This is a genomic window from Cohnella laeviribosi DSM 21336 (assembly GCF_000378425.1).
Lineage (GTDB): Bacteria > Bacillota > Bacilli > Paenibacillales > Paenibacillaceae > Cohnella > Cohnella laeviribosi.
Window position 1 is genome coordinate 1 of record NZ_KB899865.1, and the last position, 15,981, is coordinate 15,981.

Below are 15,981 nucleotides of genomic sequence, written 5' to 3' on the forward strand. Positions count from 1 at the left end.
GTGTACTTCCCGAACTTTCTTTGAACAAATATGTGATTAAACCAATCTCTCGACAAACGATCCACTGCAAGATAAAATGGAGCCGCAGCAAAACAGTACATAAGAAACAGCCACCACAGCAGCCGGCTCTTCAGGCGTTCTCTCTTGATGAACATGTAGAACTGCGCGATATTGCTTTTGGTAATCGTATTGTCGACATCAATAACCGCATGATTCACCCCGTTTGCCAATAATCCGTCAATCTGCGAAAAATCTCTAATGTGCTTCATTACATCTCCCCTCAGATAGGTTGAAATTCCCAAGACCTGGATCTCACATTAATCCTAGGGCATACCGAAGACGATCACTTCCTTCATCATTTTTCTCAGAAAAACAAAAAAGACACTACCCCGAACACGTAGTATCTTCTGGATGACTGTAGGGTAACCCGGCTATCATTGCATAGTTTTATGCAGAAGACCCGTGGCTTTGCGTCCCTGTCTTTCGAACAGGTTTGCCATTATCCAAGTCAGACTTATTACCTATTATTATATTACCAGTTTGTCAGAAAAGGCAAGAACTAAATTGGGAAATTTTTGAATTTATCGAAAAGTGGATTGGTTAAATTCTGCTGCCTAATGCAAAAAATAACCTTATAGTCTCAAAGAGCATCATGTACCATGAAGTATTCCCAAATTGCTTTTCTATCGCCCGAACGCAGCGGAATATTTTGTACAAGGTCGATGCGAGTCGTTTGACGACGAAAAGACAGGTATTTGACAAAATCCCCTTATGGAGCCAAGGGGGATCAACCCCCTGACCTCATCGCTGCCAGCGATGCGCTCTACAGCAGTGGTATCCCCAACGGACGCAACAACATATCCGGTTAGGCTGTACCTTCGGAATCCGGCAAAAGACCGTTTTAGAACTACGAGTCTCATAAATATGCTCCGCCATATGAACTCGTTTAAGGTAACGATCGGCATTGTCGCCCAATGTGTTACAATGAATTGATTTGACTTATGAGATTTCATTAAAACCCTCCATATAGTTCTATGATCCATATCGTAATCTGTATCATTTTGTCGGTATAAAGAAGAACACCCGTCAAGACCATTAGCGCCCCGCCAATTTTCATCATCAGCCGAGAGTACTTTATCATCCACTTCATGCTTACCATAAAGAAAGCCATGATAAAAAAAGGAATGCTGAACCCGAATGTATAAGCGAAAACATACGCTAATGCTTGATCCGGATTTGTAACCCCTAATGCAAATACGGCGGATAAAATCGGTCCAATACATGGCGTCCAACCTGCCGCATAGATGATCCCTACCAAAACCGAACCCAATTACCCCGTAGGCTTGCGCCTTAATTCCAAACGGAACTCTTTCATCAAGAGTTGCGGTTGAAAGATTCCTAGCATAACAAGTCCCAGATGATGACGACAATAGCGCCCAGTTGGCGTATCAAGTCCCGATTATTCGAAAAGATCTCACCCACTAAGCTAGCTGAGAGTCCCAAGGCAACAAAGATTACGGAAAAGCCGAGGACAAAAAATAACGTATGTAATAAGGCATGGCGTTGAAGTATACCTCTGTGTTCTGTTAAATCTTTCACCGATACTCCTGTGATATAAGATAAAAATGACGGATACAGCGGCAGACAGCATGGAGATATAAATGATAAGAATCCCGCACCGAAAGCCAGCCATAACGTGATGTCCGTCGTGATCATTATTAACCCTCTTTCCAACATAACATTCAAATATTCATATAAACGTATTTAGTATATAATAACTTTTAGTAGATTTTAATCTCTTTTTTCGTGAAATTTTTATGACTCTACAGCTTTTTCATACTAATTCATTCAGGTGATTATGTTGATTTTTCGGTTTGCTAGGCTTCTATTCACGATTTTTCTTATTATCGCATTGGCATTCACAAGCGGGTTATTCAGCATTTTGCTTTATGCAAAAATATCGGATAGACAGTTATTGATCTTTTCAGATGACAAAGTGTCTGTTTCGGTGGTTTCGACTCCGCAGGTGACGAAGACGCAGCATACAGACCGATCAGAGCCGATGAACCTTAGTAAAAGTGCTGCGATGTTGGATGCCCCCATTATAAAACAAAACCCGGAGCTTTATAACGGTTGTGAGCTAACCAGTTTAACCATGCTACTTCAGTATTACGGAATTTCGAAAAGTAAAATGGACCTTATACCGGAAATGAAAAAAGACACTACGCCCATTCAGTTCGACGAACACGGGAATATCACTTACTGGGGAAACCCAAATCTCGGTTTTGTCGGGGACATAACGGGAAAGCAAAAAGGGTACAGCATTTATCACACCGCTCTTTTGGATTTGTTGAAATCGTACATTCCAACAGGGGTAGACTTGACTGGTACCTCTTTCGATAAGTTGGAACGACAAATTTCGGACGGCATTCCGGTTGTAGTTTGGACAACAATAGGATATACCGAGCCAAAGCAGTGGGTGGTTTGGGATTCCCCCCTCGGACCCATCCGAGCCACTTTTTCTGTACACTCCGTTCTTCTTGTTGGATTCGATAAACAGTACGTATACGTGAATGACCCGCTCACCGGAGTTAAAGGACAAAAGGTTGACAAACTGCAGTTCATAAAAAGCTGGGAGACCATGGGTAAACAGGCGCTTTCATATAGAAAGAATTAATGCACTCGTTTGGAAAAATTATGTAACAATTTAGACATTTGATTAAACTTTTTGAATGTTTTTCTTCGTCAGTTAGGATATACCAATTGTACAATAAACATCAAAACTGTGATTGTTATATTGAAATAGGCTAGGATAAGAGCCACCTTTTTCTCTTTTTTCATACCCAACATCTTGTACCTTTTTACATCGAAGTACAGTATCGCCAAGCCGGACAGAAAAAAAAACTATTACAATGAAATTGTAGTGACTCATGTTAATAATATCGGACATAACTTGCCTCCTAGTCTGGAGATTTATTTAATTTTGTAGCTGTTGATTTTTGATATAAAAACGAAAGTACAGTCACTAAGTCGATATATGATTATGATATCTTTTAATCGTATAAAATGTTTTGGTTCAGAGGGCAAATCCATACAACGTAGAAGAACTGGAAGACCTTAAGTAAAGAAGTTACTCTCTTATAGTCAGAATTTAAGCTTTTACAGTCAGCGGGGAACAGTTATCTTGTGCTAACGGTTGGAATATGATTTAAATATCTGATCGATCTGCTGCTGGATATAGTTCTCCGTCATTCCCCCGACAAAAATATTTTGAATAATTCCATCCGGGCTAACAAAAAATGTAGTTGGATACGCAGTTACGTTATATTTTTTGGCAATAAGCAGATCCTTATCAAACAGGATTGGAAACGTCACTCCCGTCTGTCTTACAAAGCCCTGTATAGTAACCGCACTTTCGTTCAAATTTAGACCGAGGACAACTAGGCCTTTTTCTCTCCACTTTTCATACTGCTTTTGTATGGCAGGCATCTCTTCTCGGCATGGTGGGCAAAACGTCCCCCAAAAATTAATCACAACGACCTTCCCCCTGTAGTCCGACAAACGGTGGACTTGGCCGTTCAGGTCAAGCAATGAGAAGGCGGGTGCTTCTTTGCCATTTCGAGGAATACCGTCTCCGGATAAAAAGGTGCTGCCGATCGTTATCCCTCCAATGATCACAAAGGCGAACAAAACCGCAACCTGGATCCATCTTTTTTTGCTTTCCCATAAAGTAATCCCTCCATTGCGAATTTTGACAGATTGGTTAGTGAAGAGAAGGGGCAAGCCAAAGCCAGTTTGAACCCCATTGAAGTACATAGTATAAAAGAACGCCAACGAAAAAAAATAGCGCCGCACGACGGTCCCCGGCAGCATTCACTGCCGGAAGCAAGTCCGTCGCGGCAACATACAGGAAGATCCCCGAAGAAAATGCAATAGCGACAGCGACTGTCTGTTCGCCTGGCAAATAAAAATCCGATAGAACAAATGCGGCAGCAGCTCCCGCAAGAGTGGATACCCCTAATAAAAGAGCGGCTCCTATTGCCTTTTTCCGGTCTTGAAAAAGGATAAAAATGATGGACGAAATGGTTAATCCGTCCGGAATTTTATGTAGAAGTACGGCAATGAACACCGTAATTCCCAGGCTAAAATCAACCTCAAAGCTAGCCACGATCGATAACCCGTCAAAAAATGTGTGGATGAGCATTCCCGCCATGGCTCCCACGGTCGTACTTTTGACGTGGTCATGAACATGAGTTTCCTCGCCAAAATGAAAATGTCCGGCTACATATTGTTGGAAAAAATAAACGGCAAGCACGCCCAAGAGAATATATACCGGGCTTGAAGATTCATGTTCCAACGAATCGGGAATGAAATCCAAAATAGCGATCGCCATCAAGAGTCCCGCACTCAACGCCATCAAAGCATGGAGGCCTCTTCGCGACCAATTTTGTTTTAATACAAGCATCAGCCCGCCCACCACATTGGCGCAGGCCGCCAGCAAAACAAACAAAAAGCTGCTCCAATTCATTCCACCACTCCATTAACAGTACCGAGAGTATCCATTTTATTTACGGTAGAGCTTGGTACGCTATCAATTTGAGTTCCTCTTCTTTTCGATTCTTGCCTCCAAGAACGTATGGAGGATAATGATGGCCACCCCAGTAACGATAAAGCAATCCGCCAAATTAAAAATGGGATAGTCAATCAAGCGAAAATCAAGCATATCGACAACTTCCCCTTTGATGGCCCGGTCAACAAAATTTCCAAGGGCCCCACCTAATACAAAGGAGAGTCCAAATGAAAGGAACTTTTGCTCGCGATAAACTTTACGTAAGTAAACGATGATTCCGATAACGATAATGATCGTGACGACGATAAAAAACACCCTTTGGTTTTGCAAAATCCCGAAAGCTGCCCCCCTGTTTCGATGGGAGGTCAAATGAAAAACGTTTGGAATGAGAGGAATCGTTTCTTCCATGTCCATGTACGTAGAGACTGCCCATTTGGTCACTTGATCGGCCATAAGGACGAAGATGGCAAGTATATAGTAGCGGAGCAATTTATCACCCCTATAGAGAAGGAGTTAGGGGGTTATCCCCTAACTCGCATTAAACGCAGTCCGTTCAACGTTACAATCAGCGTCGCCCCCATATCGGCGAAAATGGCCATCCATAACGTAAGCATGCCGGGGATGATGAGAAGCAGCGCCAATGCCTTGATGAGCAAAGAGAATGTAATATTTTGCTTAATGATTTGCAACGCTTTACGGCTTAGCTTAATAGTAAACGGAAGTTTGGTCAGGTCATCCGCCATAAGGGCAATATCGGCTGTTTCAAGCGCCGTATCCGTACCGGCTCCCCCCATCGCGATGCCTACGGTGGCGCTGGCCAAGGCGGGAGCATCATTGACGCCATCACCTACCATGCCTACGGGTCCGGCTGTTTTTAACTTCTTGATGGCCTCCAGTTTATCCTGCGGCATAAGTTCCGCTTGAACCTCGCGAATGCCTACTTGCTTCCCGATCGCTTCCGCCGTGGCTCGGTTATCGCCGGTTAGCATAACCGTTTTTTGCACACCCAGTTCGTGAAGTTTCCGCACGACTTCACGGCTGCTTTCACGAACTTCGTCAGCAACAGCAATGAGAGCAAGTGCCTCGCTTTCGGTTCCCAGCACCATCACCGTTTTGCCTTCCCCTTGCAGTTGTCGGATCTTTTCCTTAGTTTCGCTATTCAGTTCCATCATTTCTTCAAACAATTTTGGACTTCCGATGTAATACAACGTTCCTTTGACAACGGCTTTCGCGCCTTTACCGGTAATGGACGAAAAATCATCCGCGACCCACTGCTCCAGAGAAATGTTCTCTTCATCCGCTTTACGCACAATCGCGGAAGCGAGCGGATGCTGGGACCATTTTTCAATCCCCGCGGCTATTCCCAACAGGTTGCCCTCTTCAGGGCCTTGCAGACGGATCAGATCGGTTACGACTGGAACACCTCGGGTTAATGTGCCGGTTTTATCAAATGCGATCACGGAAAGTTTACCAGTTTCTTCCAGGTGAATGCCGCCTTTAATGAGAACACCGTTTTTAGCCGCATTCCCAATTGCTGTAACGATGGAAACCGGGGTCGAGATGACCAAGGCGCACGGGCACCCTACTACAAGCAAGGCCAATCCCCTATAAATCCAATCACTCCAAGCACCGTCGAATAAAAGCGGCGGAACGACCGCTATGACAAGTGCTGCGAGCATAATGGCGGGAGTGTAATACTTGGCGAACTTATCTACAAATGCTTGAGAAGGCGCTTTTTCCGCCTGCGCTTCTTCTACAAGGTGGATGATTTTGGATATTGTAGTATCTTCCACCCGCTTGGTGACTTCCACTTCCAGCAGGCCCTCTTCATTCAAAGTCCCCGCAAACACTTCGTCGCCCGGCGTTTTGGATACCGGAACGGATTCGCCTGTAATGGCCGCCTGATTTACCGCTGAATTCCCTTTGATGACTTTGCCGTCCATGGCGATCTTTTGACCCGGTTTTACAATCATGATGTCACCAATCTGAATGTCATCGACAGGGATCTGCATCTCCTGATTTCCTCTGCGGATCGTCGCTTCTTTCGGCGCCACGTCCATGAGCGAGCGAATGGATTGACGGGCTTTCTCCATCGAAAATGACTCCAACGCTTCACTGATGGCAAATAACAATACAACCGTTGCGCCTTCGCCCCACTCCCCGATGGCTGCCGCTCCCAAAATAGCCACGGTCATCAATGTGTTCATGTTAAAGTTGAGGCGAACGAGTCCTTTAATGCCCTTAATAAATAATTCATAGCCGCCAATTAGGATGGATAAACCGTACAACAAGGGCGATACGGTCTGTCCTTCACCTATTAGGTAGCCTGCAAGCAGAAAAATGGCGGAGACAGCGGTGGTTATCGTGGATTTGCGCTTCCAAAACGGTACACGTTCGATCGCTCGTTTTTCTGTTTCAGGGTATACTTTTAATCCTTCGAAAGAACCAGCTTTCTCCAACTCCTGCACGCTGGCCTCCCCGTATACCGTAATTTTAGAAGCCCCGAAGTTGACTTGCGCATCAACCACTTTGGGCAAGGCCTTCACATTTTGTTCGAACTTGGCCGCACAGTTCGTGCAGGTAAAGCCCTGAACACGGTAGACGCTTTTTTTATTCACGCTATTTTCCAAGTGAAACACCTTCTTTCTGATGGGTTATCGCCAATAAAATCAACTGTTTAACGTTCTCGTCTTCCAGCGAATAGAACACCAGTTTCCCTTCTTTCCGATATTTGGCCAGTCCCATATTGCCAAGCAGACGTAAATGATGTGAAGCTGTAGCGACGGTAGAACCGATAATGTTGGCTACGTCACATACGCATAACTCGTCTTCAATGCATAAGGCAAATGCAATTTTTAGCCGTGTTTCATCGGCGAGTACTTTGAATACTTTAGCCATGTCCTGAAAGTCATTTTTGCTTAGTTTTTCCTTGACCCGTTTGACCTTATCCTCGTCAAAACAAAATATTTCGCATGAATCATCACGCTTCATGGAGTCACCTCAGTTCATTATAATCAAATACACCTTTGAGTATTATAATATTCCGCAGACGAGCATTTGTCAAAGAAAATATTCAAATAATTATTTGAGCATTTGTATTGACAAGATAAAGAAACGGTATTAGTCATACATTATTATGATTATTTGATTATTTTATTAAGAATGATTCATTGGAGGTGTTTCTGATGCGAGAAACGAAGACAATAGGATTTTATTGGCGATGGTGTCAGGCCATGTATCAATTTCGGTGGATCGTGCTTGTGTTATGGATCGTCCTTTTGGCGGGATTTTCCCTTGTGGCTCCCAATGCTCCGGATTTGTTCAAAGAAAACGGCTTTACTCCATATGGAACGGAATCCGACCTTGAAACGAAGCAACTTAAGGACGATTTCGGTTTTCCTTCCTCAACCCTAAGCATCGTCTACAAGAGCGATCAAGGACCGGATGACTTGCAGACGACCGAGCTCATCAAGACGATTCGTGAATTGGATTCCGGTCGGCTTGAAACTTTGGTAACAGGCAAAGCCACTTATGATGTATAAATGGTGGGACCGGATGGTTCTTCCCTTATTGCTGAAGTTGTTTTAGCCATTGAAATGGGAGCAAACGCTGAAGATTTGAGTCTGACATACATGCACATCCCACTCTGCCGGAACCTTTAATGGCTGCAGAAGGAGTACTTGCTCATGCCATTCATATGCTCAACAAGAGAATAAGACGGTTAAATTTAGAAGTCCGGTGAAAAAGTCCGCGTAAGCAGGCCTTTATCACGGGTTTGTCGAATTTATATCGTAACACGATGATCGAAAGAGTGATTGAACATGAAAGCCTATAAGTCATCGGCTATCCAGCCTCAGATGTTCCAATTTGTGGATATGGATGAACTCGTACCGAAAAAGCACATCCTGCGCCAACTGAACGAAGCGCTTGATTTTTCCATCGTCCATGATTGGGTGGCGCCGCTGTATACGGAACGTACCGGACGCCCGGCGGCTGACCCGGAGCGGATGGTTCGACTCATGCTGCTTTCGTATTTGTTCAACCATTCCGAACGGGAATTGTATCAACTGTTGCCCATGCATGGGGGCTACTTGTGGTTTTGCGGACTGGATTTCGAATCCGTCTTGCGCCCGGATCCATCCAGGCCGTCCCTGCCGGATCGGACGACCTTGGTGAAGACCCGGAAATTGTGGCGAAAACACGGTATTTTCGACACGCTCATGAAACATGTCGTCGATCAGTGCATCGCCGCCGGACTGGTCCAACCCGATGTAGATGCGGGAGTCGACGGTTCCCAAGTACGCGCCAACGCTTCTATCCACAGCTTGAAAGAAATCACTCTGGCCCCTGTGGAGTCGATTGAAGACTACCTGGCTCGCATGGCCCGGCAAGACGAGCAACCCGAAGGTGACGCCGCTGATTCCGATGATGACAGACGGCCGCCCGCACCGCCCACGCGAACAGAACGGCGTCTGGAAGACGAAGCGACACATGAAGATTTTCATGGCAAAACGTTCTCGAACAAGACCCACCGCAGCGTGACGGACCCGGATGCTCGCTTGTACAAAAAGAGCAACGGTCAGGAAGCGCATTTGCGGTATTTGGTGCATCATGTGACGGATGTCAAATCCGGCGTCATTCTGGCTACGCAAGCGAGCATCGCGTCCGGAACGGCTGAGCGCGAGACGAGCTTGCAGCAGCTGGCCGCGATCCGTTTTGCCCATCCGCAAATCCGGATTCGCACGCTTTCTGCCGATAAAGCCTACGGTACGACAGATTATCTGCGATCGCTGTTCGAGCAAGGGATTATTCCTCTGGTTTCGCTTCGCAACCTGGCACTGGAAGATGTACCGACTTGGAAACGCCAAACGAACGATCCGGAGAAACAACGCAAGCGTCTGGCCAAAATCCGAGAAATCCAAATCCGCAACAAAGCCAAACAAATTCAGCTCAAGGGTTCTTACCGTCATCTGCAAAAGTTACGGACGCGGTGCGAGCATGTGTTTGCCGAAAGCAAAGTCGCGCATGGCCTGGGTCGCGCGCGGAGCCGCGGCCTGGATTGCATGCAGGAGCAGGCACTGCTCACGGCAATCGTTCAAAATCTGAAAAAACTATGCCGGTTTAAGAAGAAACGACCTCAAACCGGTATTTCGGCATGTCCAAAACCGAAATCCGTGATGATGGAGGTGGTGTCGGACCTGCTCATTTCGGTGTTGGTTGGGTTGTTTTCCTCTTTTTTCATGCCGAAGAGACGGATACAACTGACTTAAATCACCGGACTTTTAGATTAGTTCTAACAATGACTAACATGTAGAGTAGAGAACTGAAATTTCATAGGAGGGCGAGAGCCATCCATTTACTTTTCCAGCTCCCCCTTCATCAAACCGGACGTGAGGTTTTCCCTCATCCGGCTTTCCGATGTTCTTCTTCCTTCGGCATTACGGTGCTCCTCTTAGCTGGCGAGTTTCTTGAGTCCTGCAAGCTGTGCCGCTATGGCCGCTTGCCTGGATTTGCTGTGTTTGTTACGACGGTTGCGTTTCTTGTTCCAGAACAAAGTCAGGCGCTTGCGAATGTACCAATCGATCTTATTGAGGAATTTGTCGGCAAAGGAATCAAGACCGTAGTAGTTCTTCCACCCTTGTATCTTCGGGTTAAATTCCTCCACCATCCGGTTCATCGTCCAAAACAGACGATCGCGCGGTTCGGTCACTTCCTTCACCTTCTGTCTCATGTTCTTCATCGCCTTCTTGGACGGGTAACTGCGAAGAATGGAGACTTCTTTGTTTCCCTTTAGTATCTTCGGTATTTTCCGGTGGTGCATCCCGAGAAAGTCGAATCCCTGCTCTTCCCCCCAGAGGTTAAAGAGCTTGGACTTCGTCTTGTTCATTTCCAGTTCCAGTTTTCCGAATACCGTTTTGAGGACATCTATCGCTCTCAAGGCTTGTTCTTTGGTTTTACAAAGGATGACAAGATCATCGGCGTATCGCACCAGTGTCCCGGATCGTGTCCAGGTAGTTCAGGTAGATATTCGCAAGAAGCGGACTAATGACCCCGCCCTGCGGGCTTCCGAGTTCGGTTTCGTGAAACTGATCATCTTTCTCGAATCCCGCTTTCAGCCACTGGCAGTATCCGGTGATATCAACGTCGACGACCCAGTAGACGCCTTTCTTCACAGCCCGGCGAATGTGTCGGATTGCATCGTGCTGACTTCGCTTCGGCCGAAATCCGTAGGAGCAGTCTTGAAAGTCTGCTTCAAAAATCGGTTCCATAACCATCTTCGTTGCCATTTGAACGACTCTATCCCGTATCACGGGAATACCGAGCGGACGCATCTTCCCGTCCGGTTTCGGTATCTCCTTACGTCTTGCCGGTTGCGGATGATACTTGCCGTTCATAAGGGCCCTTTGGATTTCGCTGACGAAACGTTCTTCACCGTATTCCTTGACGATGTAGTCGATGGTTACGCCATCCACGCCACCGCTTCCGCCGTTCGCCTTGACCCGTTTCCATGCTTCCCAAAGTATGTTGCCGCGGTGCACTTTGTCGTACAGCGCATGAAATCGCCGCCTCGGATTTCCCTTGGCCGCAAGGTATAGTACGTTTTGGAGTTGTCGAGCTTTTGCTTTGGCGTAGTTAGCAGGTTTCACTGCCATTCACTGACTCTTACCTCCTCCAGTACGTGAACAAAGCAGGGGTCCTTTCCTCCGCAAGGTTGTGTTGTCCTTGCTTCATAGGTACTACAACCCCCTCCGCCTCCCTCCCCGCAGCTTGCCACTTCACCTTTCGGGCTTATAGGGTCGCTTTTTACGGCGTCCGCCGTGCGGGGTAGGGTTTCCATAGTTTCAGTCACAGCTTTCTCAGCATGCCGATCCCCATACACCGGAGAGTTCTTCCGTGCTGCGTTTCCAAGTGCTTCGCACGTTCCATGGCCTTCGCCCAAACATCCGGAGCTCGGTTCCCTCTTGTCCTTTGCAGGTTCTTTTTGACGATGCGGCAGGATTCACTTCATGTTACGGCCTGCTGATTTGCTCGCACTCCCGCAGGAGTTACTTTGTCACGGGGCTTCAACCTTAGGATCTCTCCACCAGTTGCCCGTCAGCTACGAGGCGACTTGGCTCTTACCTCGGCCGGACTCGCACCGGCTAGTTGTGCCTAACTTGGCTAGGCGCGCGATGTTAATAAAAATCGCCTGCGGAAATATTTGTCCTCAGGCGATTTAGTTTCCATGCGCCAGGTCTAAACCCACCGGCTTTAGCCGGTCAGCTTCCAGCGCGTTGACAGCGTAGCAGCACATCTCTACCATGAGGTTAGAGGTGAGACGGATGGTTGATTACCAGACAGGCGGGCATTCTGTCTACGATATCAAGTACCACTTCGTGTGGGTAACCAAATATCGATATCATGTTCTCGTTGGAGAAGTTGCAGCTAGAGCACGCGAAATCATTCGCCAATGTTGCTTCAGCCGTGGAATAACGATTGTAAAGGGCAGTGTAGGCAAAGATCATATCCATCTGCTGATCTCATGTCCGCCAACGATGGCCCCCGCTAAGGTAATCCAGTATCTCAAGGGTAGATCGTCACGAATGCTGCAGGACGAATTCTCCCACCTGAAAAAGAGATATTGGGGCCAGCACTTGTGGGCGAGAGGATATTTTTGCGCAACTGTTGGTGCAGTAAATGAAGAGACGATTCACAAATACATCGAAGGACAACAAGTCGAGGGAGACGATGTATTCGACATCGAAGAATGACCGGTAGCCATACTGAGTTTCAGTCGGAAGCTTTAGGTGGCTTCAGCCACAGGTAGCTTTCAGCGGGCTTTAGCCCAAACCAGCGGCTTTGAGCCGCAAGCTCGAGTTTCAGTCGAAAGCTTTAGGTGGCTTTAGCCACAGGTAGCTTTTCAGCAGGTTTTAGCCTGAACAGCGGCTTTCAGCCGCTATAAGGAACCTACCGGCTTTAGCCGGTAGTCGTTCAGATTATAAAGGCAGCCGTTGTTTCAGCGGCCTCTCTCTTGCACCTATTTTCCTTTAAGGGAAAGTAAATATCGAATTATCGCATCCTGCTGCTCTTTCGTGAATCCCGTGGTTTCGTCAACCCAATATTCGTGTCCCATACCGGCTACGTGGACGTCTTGAAGCGTTTTGACACTTTGGTTTGCCGCGATCACTTGGCGTCTCAGTCGACTGTCGAGCAGCGCCCGCAGACTGTTGGCCGGATCGGGGGCGATCCCTTTCATCAGGGTAGCGGGCATACCAACCTGCGTCAGATCTGGTCCGACGGCAACCCCCCCATCATGAAGGTAAGGGGCCGTCCACTGAAGTCCGATTAGTCCTTTGACTTTGTACCCCCCAGGTGAATCGCCATGGGCGTAAGCCAGCTTGACTTGTTCGGGATCGAATTGACCGGTCGGCACGTTCAACGTCTTAGCATCAGGTGGAACGGGAACCGGCGTATCCGGCGTGTAGAAGGAGGCTTTTCCAAAAAAATACTCCGTCTTCTTGAGCGCCTTTGCGCGTGACGGTTCCGTTCCGATGATTTGCGAGGAAATAATCCGATGGTTCGTGAATGCATCGCCTGCATGGCAAGCGATACATTGCGCCCGTTGGAAGACAGTTTCTCCCGCCTTGATGACGTTCGCTTCGGCACTTTCTTTTTTCACAGGTGGTATGATCGCATTCTGATAAGCGGCCATCGCATTTACTTGCTCCCCCGCACGATAACCCGGTGAGCTGATGTATACGCCGTCAGGAGCCATCATGGTCAATTTGGGAAAAGACGGCGGTTTGATCATTTCGTTGACGCCCGGAACGCCCGGAGTGGGATCCACCTTCGCGAAAAATTCCGACGGCTTCTGCCCGCTCTTCGGATTGTAACGGTACTTGGGATTTGCCGCATTTTGCAGAATCGTGCCGATATATACCTCTTTGTCCATGCCGAACAGATATGGGCTGGCTTCCACCTGTGCCAGGGGATCAGAGTTTTGGGCGTGAACGTTATTGCTGAACGCGCTAAGCCCGTGAAAAGGGCCGGCCATGGCAAATCCGCTCCAACCATAAGGGTGTCCGCCTTTGGTGAACGAATCCGGAATTTGTGCTGGATTGCTTTTCATATCAATCGTTGAATCGAAGTTCCCCCTAGGCCATTTGACAAACGTTTCGTCCACGGCCTTTTCCAAAGCGACCGGATCGGGCAAAGGGCGGGTTCGACCGTCCGATGTTTGGATGGTGTCCTTGAGGCTATCCATGTATTTCCTTACGTTTTCGATATCGGTATGGGTAAAATAAGCGGATGAATTGGTTGCAAGCGCCATCAGCAGACCGGCATTCAAGTCAACGTTTGGTGCGCCTTCAATGGTTCTTTTCGATTGAGGATCGACCGTTGCGTGACAGGCCATGCAGCTGATGCCGACTTTCAGCCTTCCTTCCGAATATTTGACCGGCATGCCGAGTGGGGCATACGCCCCTTTAGGAACATCGATACCCGTATCGATTTTCTCCCCTTTTCGATAGGTCCGGTCTCCCAATGTCACATCTTTTGCCAGTTCCACTTGGAGATTGGTCGTTCCTTGCCCCTTTAACTGCACGATGGCTTTGGCGATGTTCGTAATCGTTAATGGGCCATCCACAATTCCCATGATATCTGTCAGGAATACTTCATTGCCAAACGTTTCTCGATATAACGTTTCCCGTCCCAATTTCAACAGCGCTTCGTTGATTTCGACTGTCCCATTGGCAGGAGAAAGCTTGGAGGGATCGGTTTTCGAATTGGCCGCCTCCTTGATCGTCAGCGTCTGTCCCCATAGGTCATATTGCTTCTCATCAACAGTTTGTAAACCTTTGACGCGTGAAGGATTGAGAATTTTCTCTTGAGGGGGCAAATAAGCATACTCCGGTTCCCAAATATTCAAGGTGACGTATATCGCACCGAATAGAACAACGGGGATAAGGAGATACCATAATGTTCGGCGTTTCATACTCGGGCTCCTTGATCGTGGATAGGTGGATAGTCATGAATAGAATTACCTTGAATCCTCCATTTCATGCAAACGAACAGGATCCCCATTAAGCTCTTGCGAATCCAACGGGGATCCTTCAATTTAGTGATCGTCACCGTATTAATGGTTCCGTCCAATATTGCTAAAAATGGGACCGAACAGGGAGAATTATCTATAAAAGATGAAACCTTCATACCCCATTCGTTTACAACTGCAACGAATAGCTTACTTTATATTGAAACGATGGACTCATGCGCACTGTGCTCCTGTATTTTATTTACATCTACTTTGCGGGTTGTGTCATCTACGCTGGTACTACCCCAAATAGAAGGTGTTCGGCTTTAACTCTAGAGGAAGATTTATCCTTGCTTTATTCTGGCTTTGTAGAGAAAAAACAGCCCGGTCTTCCGTTAAAGCCGGACTGTTTGCTTTAAGATTCTAATCAATCCAAGACGCTTGGCTTTTCGGGCTGCTTCACGGCTGGAGCGGGAACCTAGCTTCTTCAGAATATGATTCACATGCTTTTTAATGGTGCTTTCAGTTGTATGCAATTCGTTTTGAATGTTCGATTGCTTGTACCCTTTATGAATGTACCTTAATATTTCCTGCTCGGCTGAGGTTAACTGCTTACTACGTTGCTCTCTTTTCATCCGCCGAAATTCCTTCACCAGCACACCAGCCGAATCCGGATGAATGTAATTCAAATTATTGTAGGCAGCGCGAATAGCGCAGGGAATATCTTCGAAGTGGGCCTTCGTTACATAATTGACTGCCCCTGCCGCATACGTATCCATAATTGCCTCTTCCTCGTCGATGCCGGTCAGCATAATGATCTTGGTTTGCTTTATTTCCAAAATATCCATGGCCGCTTCAAGTCCGTCATACCCATTATCGGATAAAATAAGGTCCATGAGCACAACATGCGCGTCACTAAGCCTGGCGAGATGAACCGCATCCTCCCTGTTCGCCGCCGAACCGACGACGACAAGATCATGCTCGCGGCTCAGGAAACTTGTGAGTTGGTCACGCCAGACGGCATCATCCTCAACCAACATAACCTTGATTTGATCCAATGTCCCTCACCTCGGTTAACGGAAGCGAATGGGATCGAATCCTTTTGTGTGGAATTTGAATTACGACCGACGTCCCGACATTCAATTCGCTTTGAATATCGATCGATCCGTCATGCTGCTGAATAACATTGTAGCAGTACGTCAATCCGAGACCGAAGTTTTGCTTGCGATGTTTGGTCGAATAAAACGGATCGAACAAATAGGAAAGTTCGTCTTGTGATATTCCCTTTCCGTTATCCTTAAAGACGATCGTAAGATGCTTCCGCGTTTCGCATACCGAAATGAACAACATTCCTCCCGGCTCCATCGCTTCGGCCGCGTTGACGATGATATTGTGGAACGTT

At 47.1% G+C, this 15,981-nt stretch carries 16 protein-coding genes, 2 pseudogenes and 1 riboswitch; of the genes and pseudogenes, 6 read left to right on the forward strand and 12 right to left on the reverse strand.

Annotated features, from left to right (window positions below; all coding sequences use genetic code 11):
• A partial coding sequence (locus F560_RS26020) for a hypothetical protein (RefSeq protein WP_169449919.1) occupies positions 1 to 233 on the forward strand: 233 nt, incomplete at its 5' end.
• Positions 234 to 418: 185 nt separating this feature from the next.
• A riboswitch (cyclic di-GMP riboswitch) is annotated at positions 419 to 508 on the reverse strand.
• A 504-nt stretch (positions 509 to 1,012) separates the two neighbouring features.
• On the opposite strand, the pseudogene F560_RS24340 reads toward F560_RS26020, so the two are convergent.
• Positions 1,013 to 1,716: pseudogene (locus F560_RS24340) on the reverse strand (cytochrome c biogenesis CcdA family protein).
• A gap of 142 nt (positions 1,717 to 1,858) precedes the next feature.
• On the opposite strand from F560_RS24340, the gene F560_RS0120790 reads away from it, so the two are divergent.
• The gene (locus F560_RS0120790; protein WP_019007665.1) at positions 1,859 to 2,677 is read left to right on the forward strand and encodes a C39 family peptidase; all 819 of its coding nucleotides are present in this window, start codon (positions 1,859 to 1,861) and stop codon (positions 2,675 to 2,677) included.
• Between the two features lie 68 nt (positions 2,678 to 2,745).
• Here the strand turns inward: F560_RS0120790 and F560_RS26660 are convergent, their stop codons facing one another.
• The 6 genes from F560_RS26660 to F560_RS0120815 form a co-directional block, all read right to left on the reverse strand.
• Positions 2,746 to 2,895 carry a CLC_0170 family protein gene (locus F560_RS26660; protein WP_425393291.1) on the reverse strand — a complete coding sequence of 50 codons (150 nt, stop codon included), beginning with the start codon at positions 2,893 to 2,895 and terminating at the stop codon, positions 2,746 to 2,748.
• Between the two features lie 294 nt (positions 2,896 to 3,189).
• The gene (locus F560_RS0120795; protein WP_083932169.1) at positions 3,190 to 3,816 is read right to left on the reverse strand and encodes a redoxin domain-containing protein; all 627 of its coding nucleotides are present in this window, start codon (positions 3,814 to 3,816) and stop codon (positions 3,190 to 3,192) included.
• On the reverse strand, positions 3,764 to 4,528 hold the full coding sequence (locus tag F560_RS0120800) for a ZIP family metal transporter (RefSeq protein WP_019007667.1): 765 nt from the start codon (positions 4,526 to 4,528) through the stop codon (positions 3,764 to 3,766). Before F560_RS0120800 ends, F560_RS0120795 begins: the two co-directional genes overlap by 53 nt.
• Before the next feature lie 63 nt (positions 4,529 to 4,591).
• Positions 4,592 to 5,059, reverse strand: coding sequence for a signal peptidase II (lspA, locus tag F560_RS0120805; RefSeq protein WP_019007668.1), 468 nt, complete (start codon positions 5,057 to 5,059; stop codon positions 4,592 to 4,594).
• Positions 5,060 to 5,091: 32 nt separating this feature from the next.
• The gene (locus tag F560_RS0120810) at positions 5,092 to 7,200 is read right to left on the reverse strand and encodes a heavy metal translocating P-type ATPase (RefSeq protein WP_019007669.1); all 2,109 of its coding nucleotides are present in this window, start codon (positions 7,198 to 7,200) and stop codon (positions 5,092 to 5,094) included.
• Positions 7,190 to 7,561 carry an ArsR/SmtB family transcription factor gene (locus tag F560_RS0120815; protein WP_019007670.1) on the reverse strand — a complete coding sequence of 124 codons (372 nt, stop codon included), beginning with the start codon at positions 7,559 to 7,561 and terminating at the stop codon, positions 7,190 to 7,192. Before F560_RS0120815 ends, F560_RS0120810 begins: the two co-directional genes overlap by 11 nt.
• 194 nt (positions 7,562 to 7,755) lie before the next feature.
• Between F560_RS0120815 and F560_RS26100 the strand changes: the two genes are divergently transcribed.
• From F560_RS26100 to F560_RS0120825, 3 genes and pseudogenes are all read left to right on the forward strand, one after another.
• Positions 7,756 to 8,112: a hypothetical protein gene (locus F560_RS26100; protein ID WP_019007671.1), complete on the forward strand. Its 357-nt coding sequence runs from the start codon at positions 7,756 to 7,758 to the stop codon at positions 8,110 to 8,112.
• Positions 8,113 to 8,312 (forward strand): annotated as a pseudogene (locus F560_RS25315) (hypothetical protein); the annotation flags it as partial.
• Between the two features lie 79 nt (positions 8,313 to 8,391).
• Positions 8,392 to 9,840 (forward strand): IS5 family transposase, encoded by a 1,449-nt coding sequence (locus tag F560_RS0120825; protein ID WP_009223158.1) that lies wholly within the window; start codon positions 8,392 to 8,394, stop codon positions 9,838 to 9,840.
• A 182-nt stretch (positions 9,841 to 10,022) separates the two neighbouring features.
• On the opposite strand, the gene F560_RS26360 is transcribed toward F560_RS0120825, so the two are convergent.
• Together F560_RS26360 and F560_RS26365 are read right to left on the reverse strand one after the other, a co-directional pair.
• Positions 10,023 to 10,559: a group II intron maturase-specific domain-containing protein gene (locus F560_RS26360; protein WP_245554929.1), complete on the reverse strand. Its 537-nt coding sequence runs from the start codon at positions 10,557 to 10,559 to the stop codon at positions 10,023 to 10,025.
• Positions 10,543 to 11,223 (reverse strand): reverse transcriptase domain-containing protein, encoded by a 681-nt coding sequence (locus F560_RS26365; protein ID WP_245554931.1) that lies wholly within the window; start codon positions 11,221 to 11,223, stop codon positions 10,543 to 10,545. Before F560_RS26365 ends, F560_RS26360 begins: the two co-directional genes overlap by 17 nt.
• A gap of 669 nt (positions 11,224 to 11,892) precedes the next feature.
• Between F560_RS26365 and tnpA the strand changes: the two genes are divergently transcribed.
• Entirely contained in the window at positions 11,893 to 12,321 is a 429-nt protein-coding gene (gene tnpA, locus F560_RS0120835; protein WP_019007672.1) for an IS200/IS605 family transposase, read from the forward strand.
• A gap of 266 nt (positions 12,322 to 12,587) precedes the next feature.
• On the opposite strand, the gene F560_RS0120840 is transcribed toward tnpA, so the two are convergent.
• The 3 genes from F560_RS0120840 to F560_RS0120850 all read right to left on the reverse strand — a co-directional run.
• On the reverse strand, positions 12,588 to 14,543 hold the full coding sequence (locus F560_RS0120840) for a hypothetical protein (protein WP_019007673.1): 1,956 nt from the start codon (positions 14,541 to 14,543) through the stop codon (positions 12,588 to 12,590).
• A 431-nt stretch (positions 14,544 to 14,974) separates the two neighbouring features.
• Complete coding sequence (locus F560_RS0120845) at positions 14,975 to 15,637, reverse strand: response regulator (protein ID WP_026298448.1); 663 nt, start codon at positions 15,635 to 15,637, stop codon at positions 14,975 to 14,977.
• Positions 15,609 to 15,981, reverse strand: a 373-nt coding sequence (locus F560_RS0120850) for a sensor histidine kinase (protein WP_026298449.1), incomplete at its 5' end; no start/stop codon positions are given. The genes F560_RS0120845 and F560_RS0120850, both read right to left, overlap by 29 nt.

Bases quoted from the DNA above. Each gene is read 5' to 3' on its own strand.
- F560_RS0120790 (WP_019007665.1), top strand. From the start codon at position 1,859: ATGTTGATTTTTCGGTTTGCTAGGCTTCTATTCACGATTTTTCTTATT.
- F560_RS26100 (WP_019007671.1), top strand. From the start codon at position 7,756: ATGCGAGAAACGAAGACAATAGGATTTTATTGGCGATGGTGTCAGGCC.
- F560_RS0120815 (WP_019007670.1), bottom strand. From the start codon at position 7,561: ATGAAGCGTGATGATTCATGCGAAATATTTTGTTTTGACGAGGATAAG.
- F560_RS26365 (WP_245554931.1), bottom strand. From the start codon at position 11,223: ATGGCAGTGAAACCTGCTAACTACGCCAAAGCAAAAGCTCGACAACTC.
- F560_RS0120825 (WP_009223158.1), top strand. From the start codon at position 8,392: ATGAAAGCCTATAAGTCATCGGCTATCCAGCCTCAGATGTTCCAATTT.
- F560_RS0120840 (WP_019007673.1), bottom strand. From the start codon at position 14,543: ATGAAACGCCGAACATTATGGTATCTCCTTATCCCCGTTGTTCTATTC.
- F560_RS0120800 (WP_019007667.1), bottom strand. From the start codon at position 4,528: ATGAATTGGAGCAGCTTTTTGTTTGTTTTGCTGGCGGCCTGCGCCAAT.
- F560_RS0120795 (WP_083932169.1), bottom strand. From the start codon at position 3,816: ATGTACTTCAATGGGGTTCAAACTGGCTTTGGCTTGCCCCTTCTCTTC.
- tnpA (WP_019007672.1), top strand. From the start codon at position 11,893: ATGGTTGATTACCAGACAGGCGGGCATTCTGTCTACGATATCAAGTAC.